Origin of the sequence: Natronoflexus pectinivorans (genome assembly GCF_004345615.1) — a bacterium.
Taxonomy (GTDB): domain Bacteria; phylum Bacteroidota; class Bacteroidia; order Bacteroidales; family Marinilabiliaceae; genus Natronoflexus; species Natronoflexus pectinivorans.
Genome location: NZ_SLWK01000004.1, coordinates 48884 through 67295, shown reverse-complemented (window position 1 = coordinate 67295; position 18412 = coordinate 48884). Strand labels below are relative to the sequence as shown.

Genomic DNA, 18412 nt, shown 5'->3' with positions numbered 1-18412 from the left:
TGCAAAAAATTGAGATGTTTTTTGTTTTTCATCTTTTTATGTTGGCATACAATTGCAATTGATTAAATTTGCATCGAATTCCACAGAAATTAATCCAAAATAAAAGCATAATTCATGGTTCTTTTTTTCGGGGGTAACTCCAATCAGGTTTTGGCAGTGCATGTTAAAGGGCAACTGTCTGATGAAGATATTCAAAAACTGGAATGGTTATTCAGTAATGCAAAACTTCTGGATGTTGGTAATCTGGAAGGTTTTTTTGTTGGACCCCGACGGGAAATGATAACTCCCTGGAGTACAAATGCTGTTGAGATAACTCAAAATATGGGCATCTCCGGAATATTGAGGATTGAAGAGTTTTTCGGTGTTGAAAGTGCTGAAGCAACATTTGATCCCATGTTGCAGAAAATGTATTACGGCATAGATCAAACTCTTTTTGATATCAACAAAAAGCCCGATGAGATTGTATACATCGAAGATGTTGCTGCTTACAATCAAAAAGAGGGACTCGCTTTAAGTGCTGATGAAATCAGTTATCTGAATGATTTAAGCAAGCGTCTCGGGCGAAAATTAACTGATAGTGAAGTTTTCGGGTTCTCACAGGTTAATTCAGAACACTGTCGTCATAAAATCTTTAACGGGATATTTATCATAGATGGAGATGAGAAACCAAGTTCTCTTTTTCAGTTGATTAAGCGTACTTCAAAAGAGAACCCAAACTATCTGATTTCCGCTTACAAAGATAATGTTGCCTTTGTACAGGGGCCTGTTGCGAGCCAATTTGCGCCCAAAACACAAGACAAACCTGATTTGTTTGCTGAGAAAGAGATTGAAACAGTTATTTCACTAAAAGCCGAAACACACAATTTCCCAACAACGGTTGAACCTTTTAACGGGGCAGCTACTGGTACAGGAGGCGAAATTCGTGACCGTCTGGCTGGAGGGAAAGGATCATTGCCCTTAGCCGGAACTGCTGTATACATGACAAGTTATCCACGTCCCGATGGAGGAAGAGATTGGGAGAAAAATATACCTGAAAGGCCTTGGCTTTATCAAACACCTGAACAAATTCTTGTAAAAGCTTCAAATGGAGCAAGCGATTTTGGTAACAAATTTGGCCAACCTCTGATTTGTGGATCTGTTCTTACTTTTGAGCATTTTGAGAATCAAAAGAAATTTGCTTTTGACAAAGTGATCATGCTTGCAGGAGGAATTGGTTTTGCACGAAAAAGTGATAGTTTAAAGAACGATCCTTCGAAAGGCGACAAAGTGGTTGTTCTTGGAGGAGATAACTACCGGATTGGAATGGGAGGAGGAGCAGTATCCTCTGTTGCTACAGGTGAATATGACAACAGCATTGAATTGAACGCTGTTCAGCGTTCAAATCCCGAAATGCAAAAAAGAGCCATGAATGCCATACGTGCTATGGTAGAGAGGGATGAGAATCCAATTGTTTCCATTCATGATCATGGAGCCGGTGGCCACTTAAATTGCCTTTCAGAATTGGTCGAAACCACAGGAGGTACCATCCACCTTGATAAATTGCCTATTGGAGACCCAACTCTTTCTGCTCGCGAGATTGTTGGCAATGAATCGCAGGAGAGAATGGGATTGGTCTTAAATGAAAAGGATATTGAAGATTTAAAGAGAGTTGCCGAAAGAGAACGCTCGCCTATGTACGTAGTGGGTGAAACTACCGGCGATATGCATCTTAAGTTTGAGGACTCCAATGGAAATGCACCCATCAATTGGCAACTGGCTGATATGTTTGGAAACCCTCCAAAAACCATCATGAAAGATGAAACGGTTGAGGATAACTTTTCGGGTTTAAACTATGATGCCTCTCAAATAGAGCAATATATTAAGGATGTTTTACAACTGGAGGCTGTTGCTTGTAAGGATTGGCTTACCAATAAAGTTGACCGCTCAGTGACCGGACGTGTTGCCAAACAACAATGCGCTGGAGAAATTCAGCTTCCTTTAAACAATGTTGGGGTGACATCTATTGATTATCGCGGAATTGAGGGAGTAGCTACATCCATTGGACATGCTCCGGCTCCTGCGTTGATCGACCCGGCAGCGGGCTCGGTGCTTTCTGTAGCTGAGGCGCTCACAAACCTTGTTTGGGCTCCATTAACTCATGGACTTAAGGGAGTAAGTTTAAGTGCGAACTGGATGTGGCCTTGTAAAAACAAGGGGGAAGATGCACGTTTGTACAAAGCTGTTGAGGCTCTCAGTGATTTTACCACCGATTTGGGAATCAACGTTCCCACGGGAAAGGATTCTCTGTCCATGACTCAAAAATACAAGGATGGAGAACAGGTTTTTTCACCGGGTACGGTCATTGTAAGCTCAGTAGGTGAAGTGAGCGACATCCGAAAAGTGATTGAACCTGTGTTAGTCAGAAACAGTGACACCAAACTGTTACATGTTGATCTGTCATTTGATGGTTTAAAACTTGGAGGAAGTAGTTTTGCCCAAATTCTCAACCAATTAGGGAATGAAACGCCCACGGTTACAGACGTAGAATATTTTTCACAAGGATTTGCTGCAATTCAGGAGCTGATTAAAGAAGGTCTCATTCTTGCCGGACACGATATATCAGCAGGAGGTCTTGTTACAGCTTTGCTTGAAATGTGTTTTGCCAATACCAGCTATGGTATTAAGGCAAATCTCTCTGTGTTCGAAGAAGAGGATGTTGTTAAAATTCTTTTCTCAGAAAATCCGGGAGTGATTATCCAGGTTGAAGATGAAAAAGCAGTCGCAGCGATTCTAGAGAAGTACGAAATTGAATATACTTTAATTGGTAAACCAATTAAAGATCGTACTTTGGTTATTGAAGGTAAAGGTAACAACATATCAATTGATATCGATGAAATGCGCGATCTTTGGTATAAAACATCATACCTTCTGGATCGCCAACAGAGTGGAGCAGAACAAGCTGCTGCACGTTTTAAAAATTACAAGTCACAGCCATTATCTTTTAAAATAGATAACGAATTCAAAGGTTCTTTGAATTCTCTTAAAGTTGATGATCTGCCCGAAAGCGGTAAGCGAACTGCTAAGGCTGCCATCATTCGTGAAAAGGGAGTCAATGGCGACAGAGAAATGGCTTATTCCCTATATCTTGCCGGATTCGATGTGGTGGATGTTCATATGACTGATTTGATTACCGGTAGAGAAACTCTTTTAGATATTGATTTTATTGTTTTTGTAGGTGGTTTTAGTAACTCAGATGTATTAGGATCAGCTAAAGGTTGGGCTGGAGCGTTTTTATACAATGATGCTGCCAAAAAATCGCTAAACGCTTTTTACGAAAGAGAAAACACATTAAGCTTGGGGGTTTGTAACGGTTGTCAGCTGATGGTTGAACTTGGGCTGGTTTATCCTGAGCATGAGCAAAAACCAAAAATGCTACATAACGAGTCCCATAAGTTTGAATCCGGTTTTGTAAATATGGAAATCCCGGAGAATAATTCTGTCATGTTTAATACTTTAGCCGGCAGTCGTCTGGGAATTTGGATTGCGCATGGTGAGGGCAAGTTCAATTTGCCAATGGAAAAAAGTGCATATAATATTATTGGTCATTATGGATATGAAGGGTATCCTGCCAATCCAAACGGAAGCGATTATAATGTAGCTGGAATTTGTTCAGCAGATGGTCGCCACCTTGCTATGATGCCTCACTTGGAAAGAGCAATTTTCCCATGGCAATGGGCTCATTATCCAAGTAATCGGAAAAATGATGAGGTAACACCATGGCTGGAGGCTTTTGTTAATGCCCGAAAATGGGTTGAAAGTAAAAAGTAGATCATAAAAAAACATGAATCAAGCAGGATTAATTCTTGAATTAATCCTGCTTGATTATTTTATATCACTCCCAGTTTAAAATAACCTTTCCGCAATTCCCTGTTTGCATGATGTCAAATCCTTTTTGATATTCATCAATGCTGAACCGATGAGTGATTAAAGGAGAAATATCTAATCCTGACATCAACATCTGTTCCATATGATACCATGTTTCAAACATTTCTCTGCCATATATACCTTTTAATGTTAGTCCTTTAAAAATCATTTTGTTCCAATCCACCATGGTTTTGGCAGGTAGAATTCCCAATAGTGCTATTTTGCCTGAGTTATACATATGGTCGAGCATCTGATTAAACGCTGCGGTGGATCCGGAGCACTCAAGACCAATATCAAAACCTATCATTCCAAGCTCCTCAATTACATCAGAAAGGTTCTCTTCTTTTGGATTAATAACTTTGGTGGCACCCATCTTTTGGGCAAGGTTGGCTCTATAATCATTTAGTTCGGTAGCCACAACATATCTGGCTCCTGCAAACTTTGCTACTGCCACGCACATACTTCCAATTAAACCGGCTCCAGTAACCAAAACATCTTCACCAATAAGAGGGAAAGATAACGCCGTATGTGTTGCATTACCAAAAGGATCCATGATTGAGACAATCTCATCAGGAATTTTTGAGCTGATTTTCATGACGTTGTTTGATGGTACAAGCACATAATCGGCGAATGCGCCGTTTATGTTTACTCCAATTCCAATGGTTTTTTCACAAATATGCTGACGACCTCGTCTGCAGTTTCGGCAGTGTCCGCACGCGATATGCCCTTCTCCGGTTACTCGGTCGCCTTCCTTTACATTCTTAACTTCCGAACCTTTTTTGGCTACATAGCCAACATATTCATGACCGATGGTCATTGGTGTTTTAATGGTGTGCTGTGCCCAATCATCCCAGTTATATATATGTAAATCAGTTCCACAAATGGATGTTTTTGTTATTTTTATGAGGACATCATTATGACCCGGTTCTGGTACCGGAGCTTCCTGCATCCATATTCCAGGCTTGGGTTTTGCTTTTACCAATGCACGCATTTTCTCCATAATAGTTAGTTATATTATGAAAATAAGTTACGATATTTCTTTATGAGTAGAAATAACAAAAATCACAATTTTGTTATTTTATTCCCCATATTCCACCAAGGAGAGCACCGGTTAAAATGCTATTTACTGGTGTGGAGGTAATTGAGCATCCTCCGTTGCAACCAATAAAGTGATAATATAAAAATCCGAGAAACGCGCCTGCTACAATGAAAATAACTGGCCTTATAATGTGTGCTCTCTTTTTAGATTTTGTGTTTTCCATATTTAATTGTTTTAATAATGTAAAGATGCAAATATATAAATAAAAATATATAAATAAATAATACTAGTTCATAAGATTCAGTTTATTTAGCCGTTTACAATTTTAATAAAGCTGACTTTTTATATTATTTTTGGTTTGAAATTTGATTAAACGAACCCGATGTTTTGTTTGATCTTAAAAAGTTGTGGTATGTTGAATAGAGTTGTGTTTCTCATTGTTTTAATAATATTTGTGATATCCTTTTCAGAAATTCACGCTGGTAGAAATTCATTTCCAGGTCTATGGAACGAGATGATTGCTCTCGATGATAATGAGAAAAATTTCCGATTTTCAGAGTTTCTTGCCACTTTAAATCAACTTTCTGTTGATTTAAAAACAGATGAACTTGATGGATTTCTGCCGAAAGGGTGGATCTCACAATTTAGCCACGATTCTTCTACTGTTGTTCTTGCCGGAATCCTGCCATACCGTTATATCAATTCCCGTCTAATTTATTTAATCAAACATAAAGAAGATCAATTTCGTCTGTTCCATACAGAAACGGTAACCATAACTGAGGTAGGTAATGATTTATCTGCAGAATTTGTCTACTTTGAAGATCACCAGGAGATAAAGGGGGTTCGGCTTTTTAACCATTCTGATGAAATAAGATATATTCCGGATGTTGAAGTTAAAACGTTGTTCCACAAATTGGTTGCATCTACTCAGGATGTTGAAAAAGAGCAGATCAGTGAAGAGATCCGCGATCGTTTAAAGCTGGTACTAGCAGCGAAACCACTTCATGCCGACCAATTTTCCGGATTCGAAAGAATGTCAACATTAATTTCAAATGACCAAAAAGTTAAAATCTGTTCCTGGAATATCGCATATTTTAACGGCGATAATGCTTCCTATGGACTTGTAGCTGTGTTAGATGATGACCGAATCAACGTTTTTGAGTTGAGAGACAGGCATCGGCATATTGATAACCCTGAGCGTAAAACTCTTTCTGCATCTGAGTGGTATGGGGTTGTATATTATGATATGATTGAGCAAAGTATAAATGGTAAGACCATTTATACGCTCTTAGGGTATAATGCTCACAATGCATTCACAAAAATACGTGTGATTGACATTTTATCGATGAACCAAAATGGAGAGCCTGTTTTTGGAAAACCGATTATTATGCAAGGACGTGAACTCAAAAACCGTATGGTTTTTGAATACAGTGTGCGTGCCAATATGATGTTGCGTTTTGATAGAAATGAACGTATGATTGTCATGGATAACCTTTCATCTTTTGATCCGTTTTTTGCTGATGACCCAAGATATATGGGACCCGATTTCTCTCACAATGGATTAAGTTTTGAAAATGGCAGGTGGGTGTTTTACGATGAGATAGATCTTAGAAACCGTCAACCAAGAAGAAGGCGAAATTAAAGGAAATGGGAATGGTTGTAAAGGTGGCAGGGTGAAAAGGATTAATGGTTAAAGGTATAATTATTATATCTGCTCATTGCCCCCTGATAACTGTTCACTGATAACTGCTTAACAGATCACGAAAAAATATGGAGCCAAAAAGAATTGTAGTAATTGGAGCAGGTAATGTTGCCACACATCTAACCATAGCTTTGAAAAATGCCGGTTTTTCGATTGTTCAGGTGTATAGTCGCGATATTGCCAATGCTGAAGTTTTAGCCGTTATGGCAGAGGCATCTGCCATTGATAATCTAAAGCAGTTGGATGTTACTGCCGATATGTATATCCTATCGGTATCAGATGGGGCGATTGAAACCATTGCTCTTGAAATGCCTTTGGTGAAAGGAGTGGTAGTGCATACGGCCGGAAGTGTACCAATGGATGTTCTGAACAGGTTCAATTTGTATGGGGTCTTATATCCGTTTCAGACTTTTACAAAAGATAAGGAGTTGGATTTTAAGAAAGTTCCTGTGTTGGTTGAAGGAAATATTTCTCACAGCAAAAATGTAATCATGGGAGTAGCTCAGCATATCAGCACCAGGGTTCAAAAGGCGGATGGTGAACACCGAAAAGCATTACATGTTGCTGCGGTTTTTGCCTGCAATTTTGTGAACCATCTTTATGTGTTGGCCGATGAGTTACTTGAAAAGCAGGGCATGGAGTTTTCGTTATTGGAACCGCTAATTCGTGAAACTACAAGCAAAGCCTTATCAATAAAACCTCTTCATGCACAAACAGGTCCTGCAAGAAGAAACGACAAGCAGGTTATGCGAATGCATCAGGAGTCGCTTAATGGTGAAACATTTCATCATGATATTTATGCTTTGATATCAGAAAGTATTATCCGTACATATGAAACGCAGCGAAATTCTGAATGAAATTGAACTTAATTATGTAATTTCGTCTCAAAACTATATTTATGGGTAATTTTAAAGAAGATCTGAATAAAGTTAAAGCACTTGCTTTCGATGTTGACGGCGTTTTAAGTTTTGATGTAATTCCCATGCATCCTTCGGGAGAGCCAATGAGAACTGCCAACATAAAGGATGGATTTGCCATTCAAAAGGCTGTTAAATTAGGTTATTCTGTTGCAATCATAACCGGTGGGAACACAGAATCGGTTAAGCTAAGGTATCAAAATCTTGGAATAACAGATATTTATATGGCATCGGCCAATAAAATAGAGGATTTAAACGACTGGATTCAGCTTAGAGGACTCAACGCTGATGAAATTCTATACATGGGAGATGATTTGCCGGATTTTGAAGTGATGACAAAGGTCGGGATTCCTGTCTGTCCTTCCGATGCTGTTGAAGAGATTAAATCAATTTCCCGATATATAAGTTACAAACGTGGAGGTGACGGATGCGTGCGGGATGTCATTGAGCAGGTATTAAGAGCTCAGGGAAAGTGGGGGAAAGTTGTAGCCTGGTAATTAAAACTAAACAACATATACCGATGATGGCATTTCTGAGATTAATCAGGTTTAAGAACTTGGTAATAATTGTTTTATTGCAATATCTTCTGCGTTACGGCCTCCTTTTGCCTATGCTGGAATTCTATGATATTGTTCCGGCTTTATCGAATTTGAGATTTTCCCTTCTGGTTATAGCTACTGTTTTCTTGGCCGCATCGGGTTATGTGATCAATGACTATTTTGATTTACGCATCGATCGTGTAAATCGACCCGATAAAGTGGTTGTGGGATATGTTTTTCAGCGGCGAACTGTATTGTTGTTTCATGTTATTTTTACCTTTATAGGAGTGTTTACCGGTCTGTTTTTGGCTTATATAACCAGAAAAGAGACTTATGCTCTTATGTTTATTTTGCTTCCTTTTCTTTTGTGGTATTATTCCACCACACTTAAGAAGCACATGATTCTGGGTAATCTTATCATTTCTCTCCTCACTGCTTTGGTTGCCTATTTTGTGGTTTCATTAGAATTTGCAGCTCTTGCTCGTATTCATGGTGATGCCATTCTCGAAACCGAAGCTTGTTCCATGGCCTGGTTTTGGACCACAGGTTTTGCGTTTTTCGCCTTCATCAGCAACCTTGGTCGAGAAATCATTAAGGATATGGAGGATGTAAAAGGCGACAAAATCGCCGGATGTCACACCCTGCCAATTGAAATGGGAATGGGGTACACCAAAACAATCGTTGTTATACTCTCATTGGCATCTGTCATATTTCTTTGGATCATATACGCTGTGGTTCCAGAATTAAATCAAAGTTCCATCACCCTTGCCTACTTTATTTTATTGCTTACATTGCCTTACTTGTTGATTGCAGCTCGTATTTATTCCGCCCACGAAACTAAGCACTATCATCAGGCTTCGCAACTTAGCAAACTTACCATGCTGTTTGGGATTCTCTTTATATTGGTTGCACGTACCTTTTTTGTTTAATCCGATTTTGCTTTATTTGTTAAAATGAGTAATGAAGTTAATTCACATCAAATCATTCTGGCCTCTCAATCTCCCCGTCGGCAGGAGTTGTTGGCAATGACTGGGATTAAGTTTGAAGTTAAAGTGATACCTGATATTGATGAAGAGGTGGAGGAGGGGATTTCTGTGGATGAAGTGCCTGTTTGGCTAGCTAAGAAAAAACAAAAGGCTTATAAAGCCTTTTGGAATCAGTCCGGAAATGTTGTCATTACTGCCGACACAATTGTTTGCCTAAACAATGAGGTTTTAAACAAACCGTTGGATAAGAATTCTGCCAAATTAATGCTAAGTAAACTATCCGGCAAAAAACACCGTGTTATTACCGGTGTTGTGTTAAAGAGCTGTACCAAAGAAGTGGCTTTTTCTTCTGTTACTGAGGTTTGGTTTAAACAACTCAGTGGTGATGAAATCAATTATTATGTTGAGACTTATCAGCCCATGGATAAAGCCGGAGCCTATGGTATTCAGGAATGGATTGGTCTCATTGGGATTTCGAGAATTAATGGTTCTTATTTCAATGTGGTTGGCTTACCAGTGGACAGACTTTATGATGAACTTAAAAGTTTTTAATATGATTAAATATCTTTCGCTTACATTTTTGTTATTTCATTTAATATTAATCAACTCACATGCCCGTGAAGGCATGTGGATACCTGTTCTTATAGAACAGTTCAACCTGGCCGAAATGCAGGAGAAAGGTTTTGAACTAACGGCATCTGACATCTACAACATCAATGAAAAAAGCATGCATGATGCGGTGGTGATATTCGGCGGAGGATGTACTGGTTCAATGATCAGCCCTGAAGGATTATTAATTACCAATCACCACTGCGGACATCGTGTTATTCAAAGTCATAGTTCTGTAGAGCAGGATTATTTGACAGATGGCTTTTGGGCTATGTCCCGCGAGGATGAACTTGTGAATTCGAATCTTCGCGTTACGTTTTTGCGCAGAATGGAGGATGTTACCAACGATGTTTTGCAGAATGTAACAAATGAAATGTCCATGCGGCAACGAAAGGATTCCATTGATGCAAATATTGAGCGTATTATTGCTAAAGCCATTGATGGAACACATTATGTTGGGCGCGTTGAGTCTTTTTTTAATGGCAATCAGTTTTTTCTAATGGTTAATGAGGTGTTTACCGATGTCCGCCTGGTTGGAGCCCCACCTACATCCATAGGAAAATTTGGAGGCGATACTGACAACTGGATGTGGCCAAGGCATACCGGTGATGTTGCATTTTTCAGAGTGTATGCCTGTGAAAACAATCTTCCGGCAGAGTATTCTCCTGATAATGTTCCATACGAACCAAAATATTTTTTCCCGATATCCCTTCAGGGAGTTGAGGAAGGCGATTTTACGATGGTTATGGGATATCCCGGGAGAACTGAACAATATGTTCCATCTCAGCATTTGAAAATGCTGACAGAGGATATATATCCCCTTTTGATTGGCGTACGAACCCATAAGCTAAACATTATGGATTCCTACATGGAGCAAGATGCTGCGGTAAGAATTGCCTACGCTAGTAAACACTCCTCCGTATCTAATGCGTGGAAAAGATGGCAGGGAGAGATCAGAGGCCTCGGAGTTTTAAATGCTGTGGAAAAGAAGCAGGATTATGAAACGAGCATCCAAAACTGGATTTTATCCAACGAGTTGATTAACGATGAACACGCATTGATATTTGATCTCTATGACTCTCTATACACTGATTTTTCATATTACCGGTTGGGTCGCGATTATATATTGGAAATGATCGGTCGCACAGGAATGGAAACTGTAAGATTTTCTGGTGTTTTTGATAGGTTAGCACTAATAGGGGACGATAATGTGATTTCTGATGAGGTAAAGGAAAACCTCAGAGCTTCGATTACGGAGCATTTCAGGGATTTTTATAAACCGTTGGATAAGGAGATGACCATTAGTCTTTTGAAAATGTTCTTTTCCGAAATGTATCCTAAATATAATCCCGATATCTTTGAGCTGATATTTGAAAAGTTTGATGGGGATTTTGAAGCTTTTGTTGATGATTTGTTTAAAAACTCTGTTTTTACAAATGAAGAGAAGACCAACGAATGGTTAGAAAGCGTCACATACGATACCCGTCTTGATTATAGAAAGGATCCTGCATATGTATTGTTCCGATCATTGCGCGATTTTTACTATTTTAATCTTACCCCCGGCTTTAACCGTAAGGGGCAAAAACTCGACAGTCTCAACAGGGTTTATATTAACCTGATGAAGGAATATGAGCCGGAGAGGCTTTTCTATCCGGATGCAAATTTCACCATGAGGGTTTCTTATGGTACAGTGCGAGGTTATGAGCCCAGAGACGGCGTTTATTACCAACATTTAACCACCATAGATGGCGTATTTGAAAAGTACGACCCTTCGTTTCCTGATTATTATGTACCTGAACATTTAAAGTACTTGTATGAAAACAGAAAGTTTGGTGACTACTCTGTTGATGATACACTTCCGTTGTGTTTCATAGCAACTAATCATACTACAGGAGGGAATTCAGGAAGCCCTGTTCTCAACAGCCGGGGAGAATTGATAGGGATTAATTTTGATCGAGCCTGGGAAGGGGTGATGAGTGATTTAATGTTTAATCCCGATCAATGCCGGAACATCTCAGTCGATATTCGTTATGCTCTGTTTTTGATAGAGAAATATGGCAAAGCCGGATACCTTCTTGACGAGATGAAAATAATTCGATAATTTGCTGTAACTTTTTCATGCTGATTTTGGTCATATTGTATATGGTTATTCATATAACTGGTATAGTATAAATTCTGACAGATTAAAATTATGAAAAAGATTAACTCAATTCTGATCGATGTAGCACTGGTCTTTGTAAACTTTTGTTCATGTGTATATGCTACAAATGATAATGATCGGCTTCTTGAACAAGATAGACAAGTTACCCCGTTTCATGCCATTGCTGTTAGTTCCGGTATAGAACTATTGATGACTCAGGGAAATGAGCATTCTGTGGTTGTTGTAGCCAAAGAATCGGTGATTGATCGCATCAAAACTGACTCTAAAAATGGAAAACTAGTTATAGGAGTTGACAATAGACGCCGAGGCCTGTTTCGTAGTTCGAGAACAGGTCCTATTAAGGTTTATGTTTCTTTTACCCGCCTGGATGAGTTGACAGTCTCTTCAGGTGCACAGGCGAAAAGCGATGATTTGTTTGAACTTCATGATTTTCAGATTAAGGCATCTTCAGGAGCGTTTTGTCGTTTGAATATCAACTGTAAATCTTTAAGAGTTGATGCCTCATCAGGTGCCAATGTAAATATTCAGGGAAATTCCGAAATTGTGAGAGGTAGTGCCAGCAGTGGCGCAAACATTTCAGGTACATCCATGGAGAGTCAGGAAGCTGATTTATCAGCAAGTTCCGGTGGCAATGTTTCGTTTACAGTAACTGAAAAAGTGGTTGCAAAGGCTAGTTCAGGAGGTCGGGTTGCACTCAAAGGGAATGCGACATCTACCAGCTTTTCAAGCTCAAGTGGAGGAGTTATTAACCAAGAGTAGCAATAATTAAAAATGAAATATAAAAGTAAAGGGTGAGATTAAAAAACTCACCCTTTACTTTTTAAGCTATTATGTTTTTCTAAACCGGTACAGTAATTTTAACTTTTCCAGCCAGGATATCTTGTGCCATATCCAGGATGGTGGTGTCATCCAGTTCAACAATGCCACCGTCGGGCCCTTGTTCTATATGTATCCCTACACTCTTACCCCGATCGTAGTTGGCCCCTCCAAAATAGTTGCGAACTGTTTCTACGTCGAGGTTTAAATTTTCGGCGATCGTACGTGTTGCGCCTTCTGGGAGGCTATCCTTGATCCTCCTCAGCTGATTAAATGTTATTGTAGTACTCATGATTGAAAGGTTTTAAAAAGGTTATTGATCGTTTTTAAAGATAGCAAAACCTTTCAGTATTTAATAATTTATTAACAAGAATTCCGTTGTAATTAACAAATATTAATTAATCTTGTTTTAGTTTAGGTTGTATGATAATCCAATTAAAACATAAGCACCTATCACGCTGAATTCTGCCATGCGGAAAGGAGTCTTAACTCAAGTTTTTGGATTAATTCTATTTTAACCGCACAGTAGTGAAACTAAGCCTTGTTTAACCCATGATTTTCAGTAGAATTTTGGAAGAGAGAAAAATCATTACAAATGATAATACGCCAACAGCAACGGCAAATTGGACTTCTGAGCCGAATTTTGTTTCCCTAATGCTTTTTATTTTTGGGTGTCGAATGGTAATGTATTCATAAAGTTTATATACACCCCAACCAATCGATGTTCCTAAGATAATCCCTCCAAGAATATCTCCCGGGTAGTGAACTCCACAATAGATTCGCGAATAGGCATTTAGTGATGCCCAAATATAGATAAATGCTGTGAAGTGATTTTTTCTAAATATCAGCGAGAGAAATATGGCAAGACCAAAAGAGTTGGTTGCATGTCCGGAAACAAAACCAAATCGACCGGCTCGGTAGTCATTAATCAGCTGAAGTATGCCTTCAAGATGTGGTTCCCTTGTAGGCCGGGGCCGTGCAAACAATGGTTTTAGTATTGAACTGGATATTTGGTCACACAAGGTAATGGTTAACCCAACTGCCAACAGAACCCAAACTGCCTGCCATCCCATTCTTTTAAAAAGTACGTAAGCAATGGCAATGTATAAAGGAACCCAGATGATGGTACTGGTATATATCCAGAAGAAATTGTCCCAAAGTAGACTTCTTATGCTGTTTAAGTATATAAGAATGTCTGTATCAAGTTGAAGTATTGATTCCAATTTGGTTGAAGTTAATTATATAACAAAAGGCTAATTATCAGATTCAGGCCAAGGTTTGGTTTCTTCAGATACAAATTTATACAGTTCAGCGAAAAATACAATTGTTTTAATCAATTAATTACGAAATGTGGAAAATGCCAAATTATTGGGGAAAAGTAATCCGATTGATTATTTTTGTTTTCTTAAACTAATATTGATATGGAATTAAACCTTAAAAATCCGATTGTTTTTTTTGATTTGGAAACTACCGGAATTAATATTGCAACAGATCGGATTGTAGAGATTGCAATTTTGAAGATTCATCCCAATGGAACTGAAGAGTCAAAGCATTTCAGAGTAAACCCTGAAATGCCAATTCCCAAAAAAACCTCCGAAATTCATGGTATTTATGATGAGGATGTAAGGGATTGTCCTACGTTTAAATTGATAGCCAAAGAATTGTCAAAGTTTATGGAGGGTTGTGATATTGGAGGTTTTAATTCCAATAAGTTTGATATTCCACTTTTGGCTGAAGAATTCATAAGAGCCGAGGTGGATTTTGAAATGAAGAAGCGCCATTTTATTGACGTGCAGACCATATTTCATAAAATGGAAAAACGGACACTCGAAGCTGCTTACAAATTCTATTGTGATAAAACGCTTGAGGATGCGCACAGTGCAGAAGCCGATACGCGTGCAACTTATGAAGTTCTAAAGGCTCAGTTGGGGAGATATAATGAGTTGCAAAATGATATTTCTTTTTTGTCTGACTTTTCATCACACAATAAAAATGCTGATTTTGCAGGTCGCATTATTTTTAACGATAAAGATGAGGAGGTGTTTAATTTTGGAAAGTACAAGGGGGTTAAAGTAACAGATGTTTTGGAAAAAGACCCCGGATATTACGGTTGGATGATGAATGGCGATTTTCCGCTATACACCAAAAAGGTTTTGACAAATATTAAACTGCGTCAGTTTAATAATAAGTAACTGTTTAAATTTAGTTTTCAAAGAATTCTATAGATTATAGATCATTAGAATTTAGACAGATAGAATAGTTTATAAAGATAATTAGACACAACTGGTTTTCTATTTTGTCTTGTCTATCGGTCTAAAATCTAACATCTAAAAATCTATTTAATAATTTTAAACAGTCTCTAAGTAGGGTAGATTTTTCAGTTTAAATCATATTCCGATGAAGATATTATGTATTGGGCGTAACTATGAAGAGCATGCCAAAGAGTTGAAAAATCCTCTTCCTGCCGAACCTGTTGTTTTTTCAAAACCCGATTCGGCACTGCTCAGAAACAACAATCCCTTTTTTCTCCCTGGCTTTGCCAAAGAGTTTCATCATGAGGTAGAGGTTGTCGTTCGAATTAATAAATTGGGGAAAAACATAGAGGAGAGGTTCGCAAATCGCTATTATGAAGAGATTGCATTGGGTGTTGATTTTACCGCTCGCGATTTGCAGGACGAACTGCGCTCTAAGGGTCTTCCATGGGAAAAATGTAAGGCGTTTGACGGCTCTGCTGTATTATCCGACTTTGTTCCAAAATCGGACTACCCTGATTTGAAAAATTTGAATTTTTCACTGATTGTAAACGGAGAGGTAAGGCAATCGGGCAATACAAGAGATATGATTTATAGCATCGACCAAATTATAAGTCATGTTTCAAAATATTTTACTCTGAAAATTGGAGATTTAATTTACACCGGAACCCCGGCAGGCGTGGGAGCGGTTAAAATTAACGATAAACTGCAAGGATTTATTGAGGATAAATGTTTCTTTGATTTTATGGTGAAATAGGAGAATATTAGATGGTGAGTTTTTTTGAAGTAATATAACATTCTAAAGCACATATACACACAAAACTCAATACGAGTTTTGTGTGCTTTTATGATTTTTTGAAACTTTTATTCTGAATCTTTGGCTTTGGCTTTATCCCCCTCTTCCTTTTTCTCTTTCACCTCAAACCCTAATTCTCTGATTTTCTCTGCCAGTTTTTCCTTATCGGTTCGGTTGTTGCGATAAGTTACTTCAACGGTTTGAGCTTCAAGGTCAAAACTCAGGTCACGAACACCTCTTTCAAAAGCCAGTTGATTGGTAATTCTGTTTACACAATTTTGGCAATCGATATTAACCGAAAATGTGGTTGACTCCTGGTTGCTTCGCTGTGCCGATGCTGTAAATGCAAGCATAAATGCCAGACCTGTAAGTAATAATGTTTTTCGTATCATAATATAAAATTTAAACAGCTTTTATGCATCTCTGTTAATTCTGTATCTAAATCCAAAATAGAATTTTCTTCCCATCAGCGGTCCCCAAACCAAAGAACTGTCAAAGTTGTCTCCAAATGGATTTTGCGGGTCTACAATTGGGTTGTGTTGTTTAAAGTTTCCAATGTTTTCAGCTCCCAGGTAAAAGTCCCAGTTTCTGAAATAACGAGTGATTTGTGCATTGTAAATCTGATATGAACCAAATCTGTCTGTCATATTCATGTGTTCATGGTTCACATGTGGGTTTTGTTCCGGAATTCTGCCGGGGCCGTTGAATTGAGTTGTGAAATCCAATTGCCAACGTGGTAACGGTGTTGCGTAGGAAAAATTAAGCATTCCTCGGTATTTGCTCTGTAATGCTTTGCGTTGCAAAGTTTCATTGGTTGTTATTTTTACATCGTTTACACGCCAGGCAGCAACCATGTCTAGACCTCTGAATATTTCAGTAAATGCTTCAATCTGGAATACGTTGGAGTATGATTTCCCATCCAAGTTATAAAAATGAACCTCGTTGTAGGCTCTGTCTAAATCCATCACCAGCTGATTGGAAAATTCTGTACGATAGTATTCAAGGTTCAGAGTTATTTCACGCAATCCAATATTGATGTAATTGGTCAGGTTGATTCCATAGTTCCACCCTTTTTCCTGGGTTATGGCATCGGCAATATAGATGGCGCGGGATGAGGCCAGAATCGGGTTGTTCTCTGCCAATGTGTTTGGTGTGCGATAACCTCTTCCTCCTGAAAGTCTGATGACATAATTCTCGTGAGGTGTGTAACGAATATGAACCCTTGGTGTGAAAAAAGTGCCATACATGTTGTGATGGTCGCCACGGAACCCGGTTAACAAAGTTAACCGCTCGGGTAGGGTGTAAGTGTACTGAAAATATGCGCCTCCAACCTGTTCGATGCGATTTCCGTGCGGAATCGCATCGCTGTTGATGTCACCATAAAGTGACTCTCTTAACTCATCATACATATAACTTATACCGGTAGTATATCGATGTCTTTCTGCATCGGTAAAGTAAGATGAAAAAATAAGGTTTCCGGCAAAATAGTTCTGAGTTGCATCGTAGAATCTTCGTCCATACATGGATTCATGGTCGTAGTGGGTGAAGTTTGTTACGATGGCCACGCTTTGCTCCTCGTTTCCCGGGAAGATATACCCAGTTTTAAAGAATCCTTGGAAATTGCGTGAATCAACGGTTATTCCGTATGCATCTTGCGAAAATGGACTGGTATTGCGATTGAAATCCATCTGACCACCGGTGCGCTCTTCATCCAGAATCTTTATTCCAAATTGGGTAAAGATGTTTGGAGAAGGCCTGAATTCATATCTATTTAGAAAAACATACCGGGTGGTAAGTGGTTCATCCAGAAAATTATTGTCGGTATGGTCATTTTTTTGTGAGTCGGTTGATGCATGGGCCAAAATTGCTGTTGACCATCGGTTGTTCAGGTCAAAGTATCCGTTAACGTTGGATTCGAACCTGCCGCTGGAACTGGTAAACCCATTAACGAACAGCCTTTCGGAAGTGGCCGGTGTTTTGTACTGCACGTTTATTTGTCCTGTAAGTGATTCATAACCATTTGTTACAGATGCAGCTCCTTTTGATACCTGTATGGACTCCATCCAGGGCCCGGGAACAAAGTCGAGACCAAAGGAGTTGGATAAACCTCGGCTGTTTGGCATGTTTTCGGTCAGCATTTGAACGTAAGTTCCAGACAAACCTAAAAGTTGAATCTGCCGGGCTCCCGTAGCGGCATCGGTGTATGCCACATCAACAGAAGCGTTTGTTTCAAAACTTTCGGCCAGGCTGCAACACGCTGCTTTGCAAAGTTCTGCACTCGTTATATTTACGGTTGTTATGGGGTTTAACCGTGAAATGTGAGTTCCAGGTTGCCTTGCTGCTATGATTACTTCATCCAGTTCGGTTTCATCGGTGAGAAATAGTTCAAGATTCTCAGCGGGTGAGGATATCCGGACTGTATCCGGTTTTAAACCAACAAAACTGACTACCAGTTGGCCATTGTCGGTTTTGAAAGGGATAGAGAAGAATCCATTATGGTCGGTCGATGTTCCTGTGGAAGTCCCTGACCAGTGCAGATTTGCTCCGGCAATGGCCTCGTTCCGGCCATTGCTTTTGTCAAATACTTTTCCCGAAACATACTGCTGTGCCTGAACAGATATGCTAACTGAGAATATAAGCAGAAGAAATATAGATTTCATTTTTACAATGTGTTTTCAAGTTGATAATGCAT

Annotated in this window: 16 protein-coding genes; 10 read left to right on the top strand and 6 right to left on the bottom strand. The window is 39.0% G+C overall.

Annotation, left to right across the window (positions count from 1 at the left end; all coding sequences use genetic code 11):
* Positions 1-114: 114 nt before the first annotated feature.
* Entirely contained in the window at positions 115-3807 is a 3693-nt protein-coding gene (gene purL, locus EV194_RS07075) for a phosphoribosylformylglycinamidine synthase (RefSeq protein ID WP_132433342.1), read from the top strand.
* Positions 3808-3871: 64 nt separating this feature from the next.
* Here the strand turns inward: purL and tdh are convergent, their stop codons facing one another.
* Entirely contained in the window at positions 3872-4903 is a 1032-nt protein-coding gene (gene tdh, locus EV194_RS07070) for an L-threonine 3-dehydrogenase (RefSeq protein ID WP_243699354.1), read from the bottom strand.
* A gap of 73 nt (positions 4904-4976) precedes the next feature.
* The gene (locus EV194_RS07065) at positions 4977-5165 is read right to left on the bottom strand and encodes a hypothetical protein (RefSeq protein ID WP_132433341.1); all 189 of its coding nucleotides are present in this window, start codon (positions 5163-5165) and stop codon (positions 4977-4979) included.
* 189 nt (positions 5166-5354) lie between these two features.
* Between EV194_RS07065 and EV194_RS07060 the strand changes: the two genes are divergently transcribed.
* The 7 genes from EV194_RS07060 to EV194_RS07030 all read left to right on the top strand — a co-directional run bounded on the left by EV194_RS07060 (position 5355) and on the right by EV194_RS07030 (position 12615).
* A complete protein-coding gene (locus EV194_RS07060; RefSeq protein ID WP_132433340.1) occupies positions 5355-6584 on the top strand; it encodes a hypothetical protein in 1230 nt (409 codons plus the stop codon).
* A 128-nt stretch (positions 6585-6712) separates the two neighbouring features.
* On the top strand, positions 6713-7501 hold the full coding sequence (locus EV194_RS07055) for a Rossmann-like and DUF2520 domain-containing protein (RefSeq protein WP_132433339.1): 789 nt from the start codon (positions 6713-6715) through the stop codon (positions 7499-7501).
* A gap of 41 nt (positions 7502-7542) precedes the next feature.
* Complete coding sequence (locus EV194_RS07050) at positions 7543-8058, top strand: KdsC family phosphatase (protein WP_132433338.1); 516 nt, start codon at positions 7543-7545, stop codon at positions 8056-8058.
* A gap of 23 nt (positions 8059-8081) precedes the next feature.
* Positions 8082-9029 (top strand): geranylgeranylglycerol-phosphate geranylgeranyltransferase, encoded by a 948-nt coding sequence (locus EV194_RS07045; RefSeq protein ID WP_243699353.1) that lies wholly within the window; start codon positions 8082-8084, stop codon positions 9027-9029.
* 24 nt (positions 9030-9053) lie between these two features.
* Positions 9054-9638 (top strand): Maf family nucleotide pyrophosphatase, encoded by a 585-nt coding sequence (locus EV194_RS07040; protein WP_132433337.1) that lies wholly within the window; start codon positions 9054-9056, stop codon positions 9636-9638.
* Between the two features lies 1 nt (position 9639).
* Positions 9640-11796 (top strand): S46 family peptidase, encoded by a 2157-nt coding sequence (locus EV194_RS07035; RefSeq protein ID WP_132433336.1) that lies wholly within the window; start codon positions 9640-9642, stop codon positions 11794-11796.
* Positions 11797-11886: 90 nt separating this feature from the next.
* On the top strand, positions 11887-12615 hold the full coding sequence (locus tag EV194_RS07030; protein WP_132433335.1) for a head GIN domain-containing protein: 729 nt from the start codon (positions 11887-11889) through the stop codon (positions 12613-12615).
* 79 nt (positions 12616-12694) lie between these two features.
* Here EV194_RS07030 and EV194_RS07025 read toward each other — a convergent pair whose 3' ends face one another.
* Both EV194_RS07025 and EV194_RS07020 read right to left on the bottom strand, forming a co-directional pair.
* Entirely contained in the window at positions 12695-12964 is a 270-nt protein-coding gene (locus tag EV194_RS07025) for a DNA-binding protein (protein ID WP_079558881.1), read from the bottom strand.
* A gap of 253 nt (positions 12965-13217) precedes the next feature.
* Entirely contained in the window at positions 13218-13895 is a 678-nt protein-coding gene (locus EV194_RS07020) for a phosphatase PAP2 family protein (protein ID WP_132433334.1), read from the bottom strand.
* Between the two features lie 198 nt (positions 13896-14093).
* On the opposite strand from EV194_RS07020, the gene EV194_RS07015 reads away from it, so the two are divergent.
* Together EV194_RS07015 and EV194_RS07010 are read left to right on the top strand one after the other, a co-directional pair.
* Positions 14094-14864 (top strand): 3'-5' exonuclease, encoded by a 771-nt coding sequence (locus tag EV194_RS07015; protein WP_132433333.1) that lies wholly within the window; start codon positions 14094-14096, stop codon positions 14862-14864.
* Positions 14865-15069: 205 nt separating this feature from the next.
* Positions 15070-15681: a fumarylacetoacetate hydrolase family protein gene (locus tag EV194_RS07010; protein WP_132433332.1), complete on the top strand. Its 612-nt coding sequence runs from the start codon at positions 15070-15072 to the stop codon at positions 15679-15681.
* Positions 15682-15788: 107 nt separating this feature from the next.
* On the opposite strand, the gene EV194_RS07005 is transcribed toward EV194_RS07010, so the two are convergent.
* Both EV194_RS07005 and EV194_RS07000 read right to left on the bottom strand, forming a co-directional pair.
* A complete protein-coding gene (locus EV194_RS07005) occupies positions 15789-16112 on the bottom strand; it encodes a heavy-metal-associated domain-containing protein (RefSeq protein ID WP_132433331.1) in 324 nt (107 codons plus the stop codon).
* 21 nt (positions 16113-16133) lie between these two features.
* A complete protein-coding gene (locus EV194_RS07000; RefSeq protein WP_132433330.1) occupies positions 16134-18380 on the bottom strand; it encodes a TonB-dependent receptor in 2247 nt (748 codons plus the stop codon).
* Positions 18381-18412 lie beyond the last annotated feature (32 nt).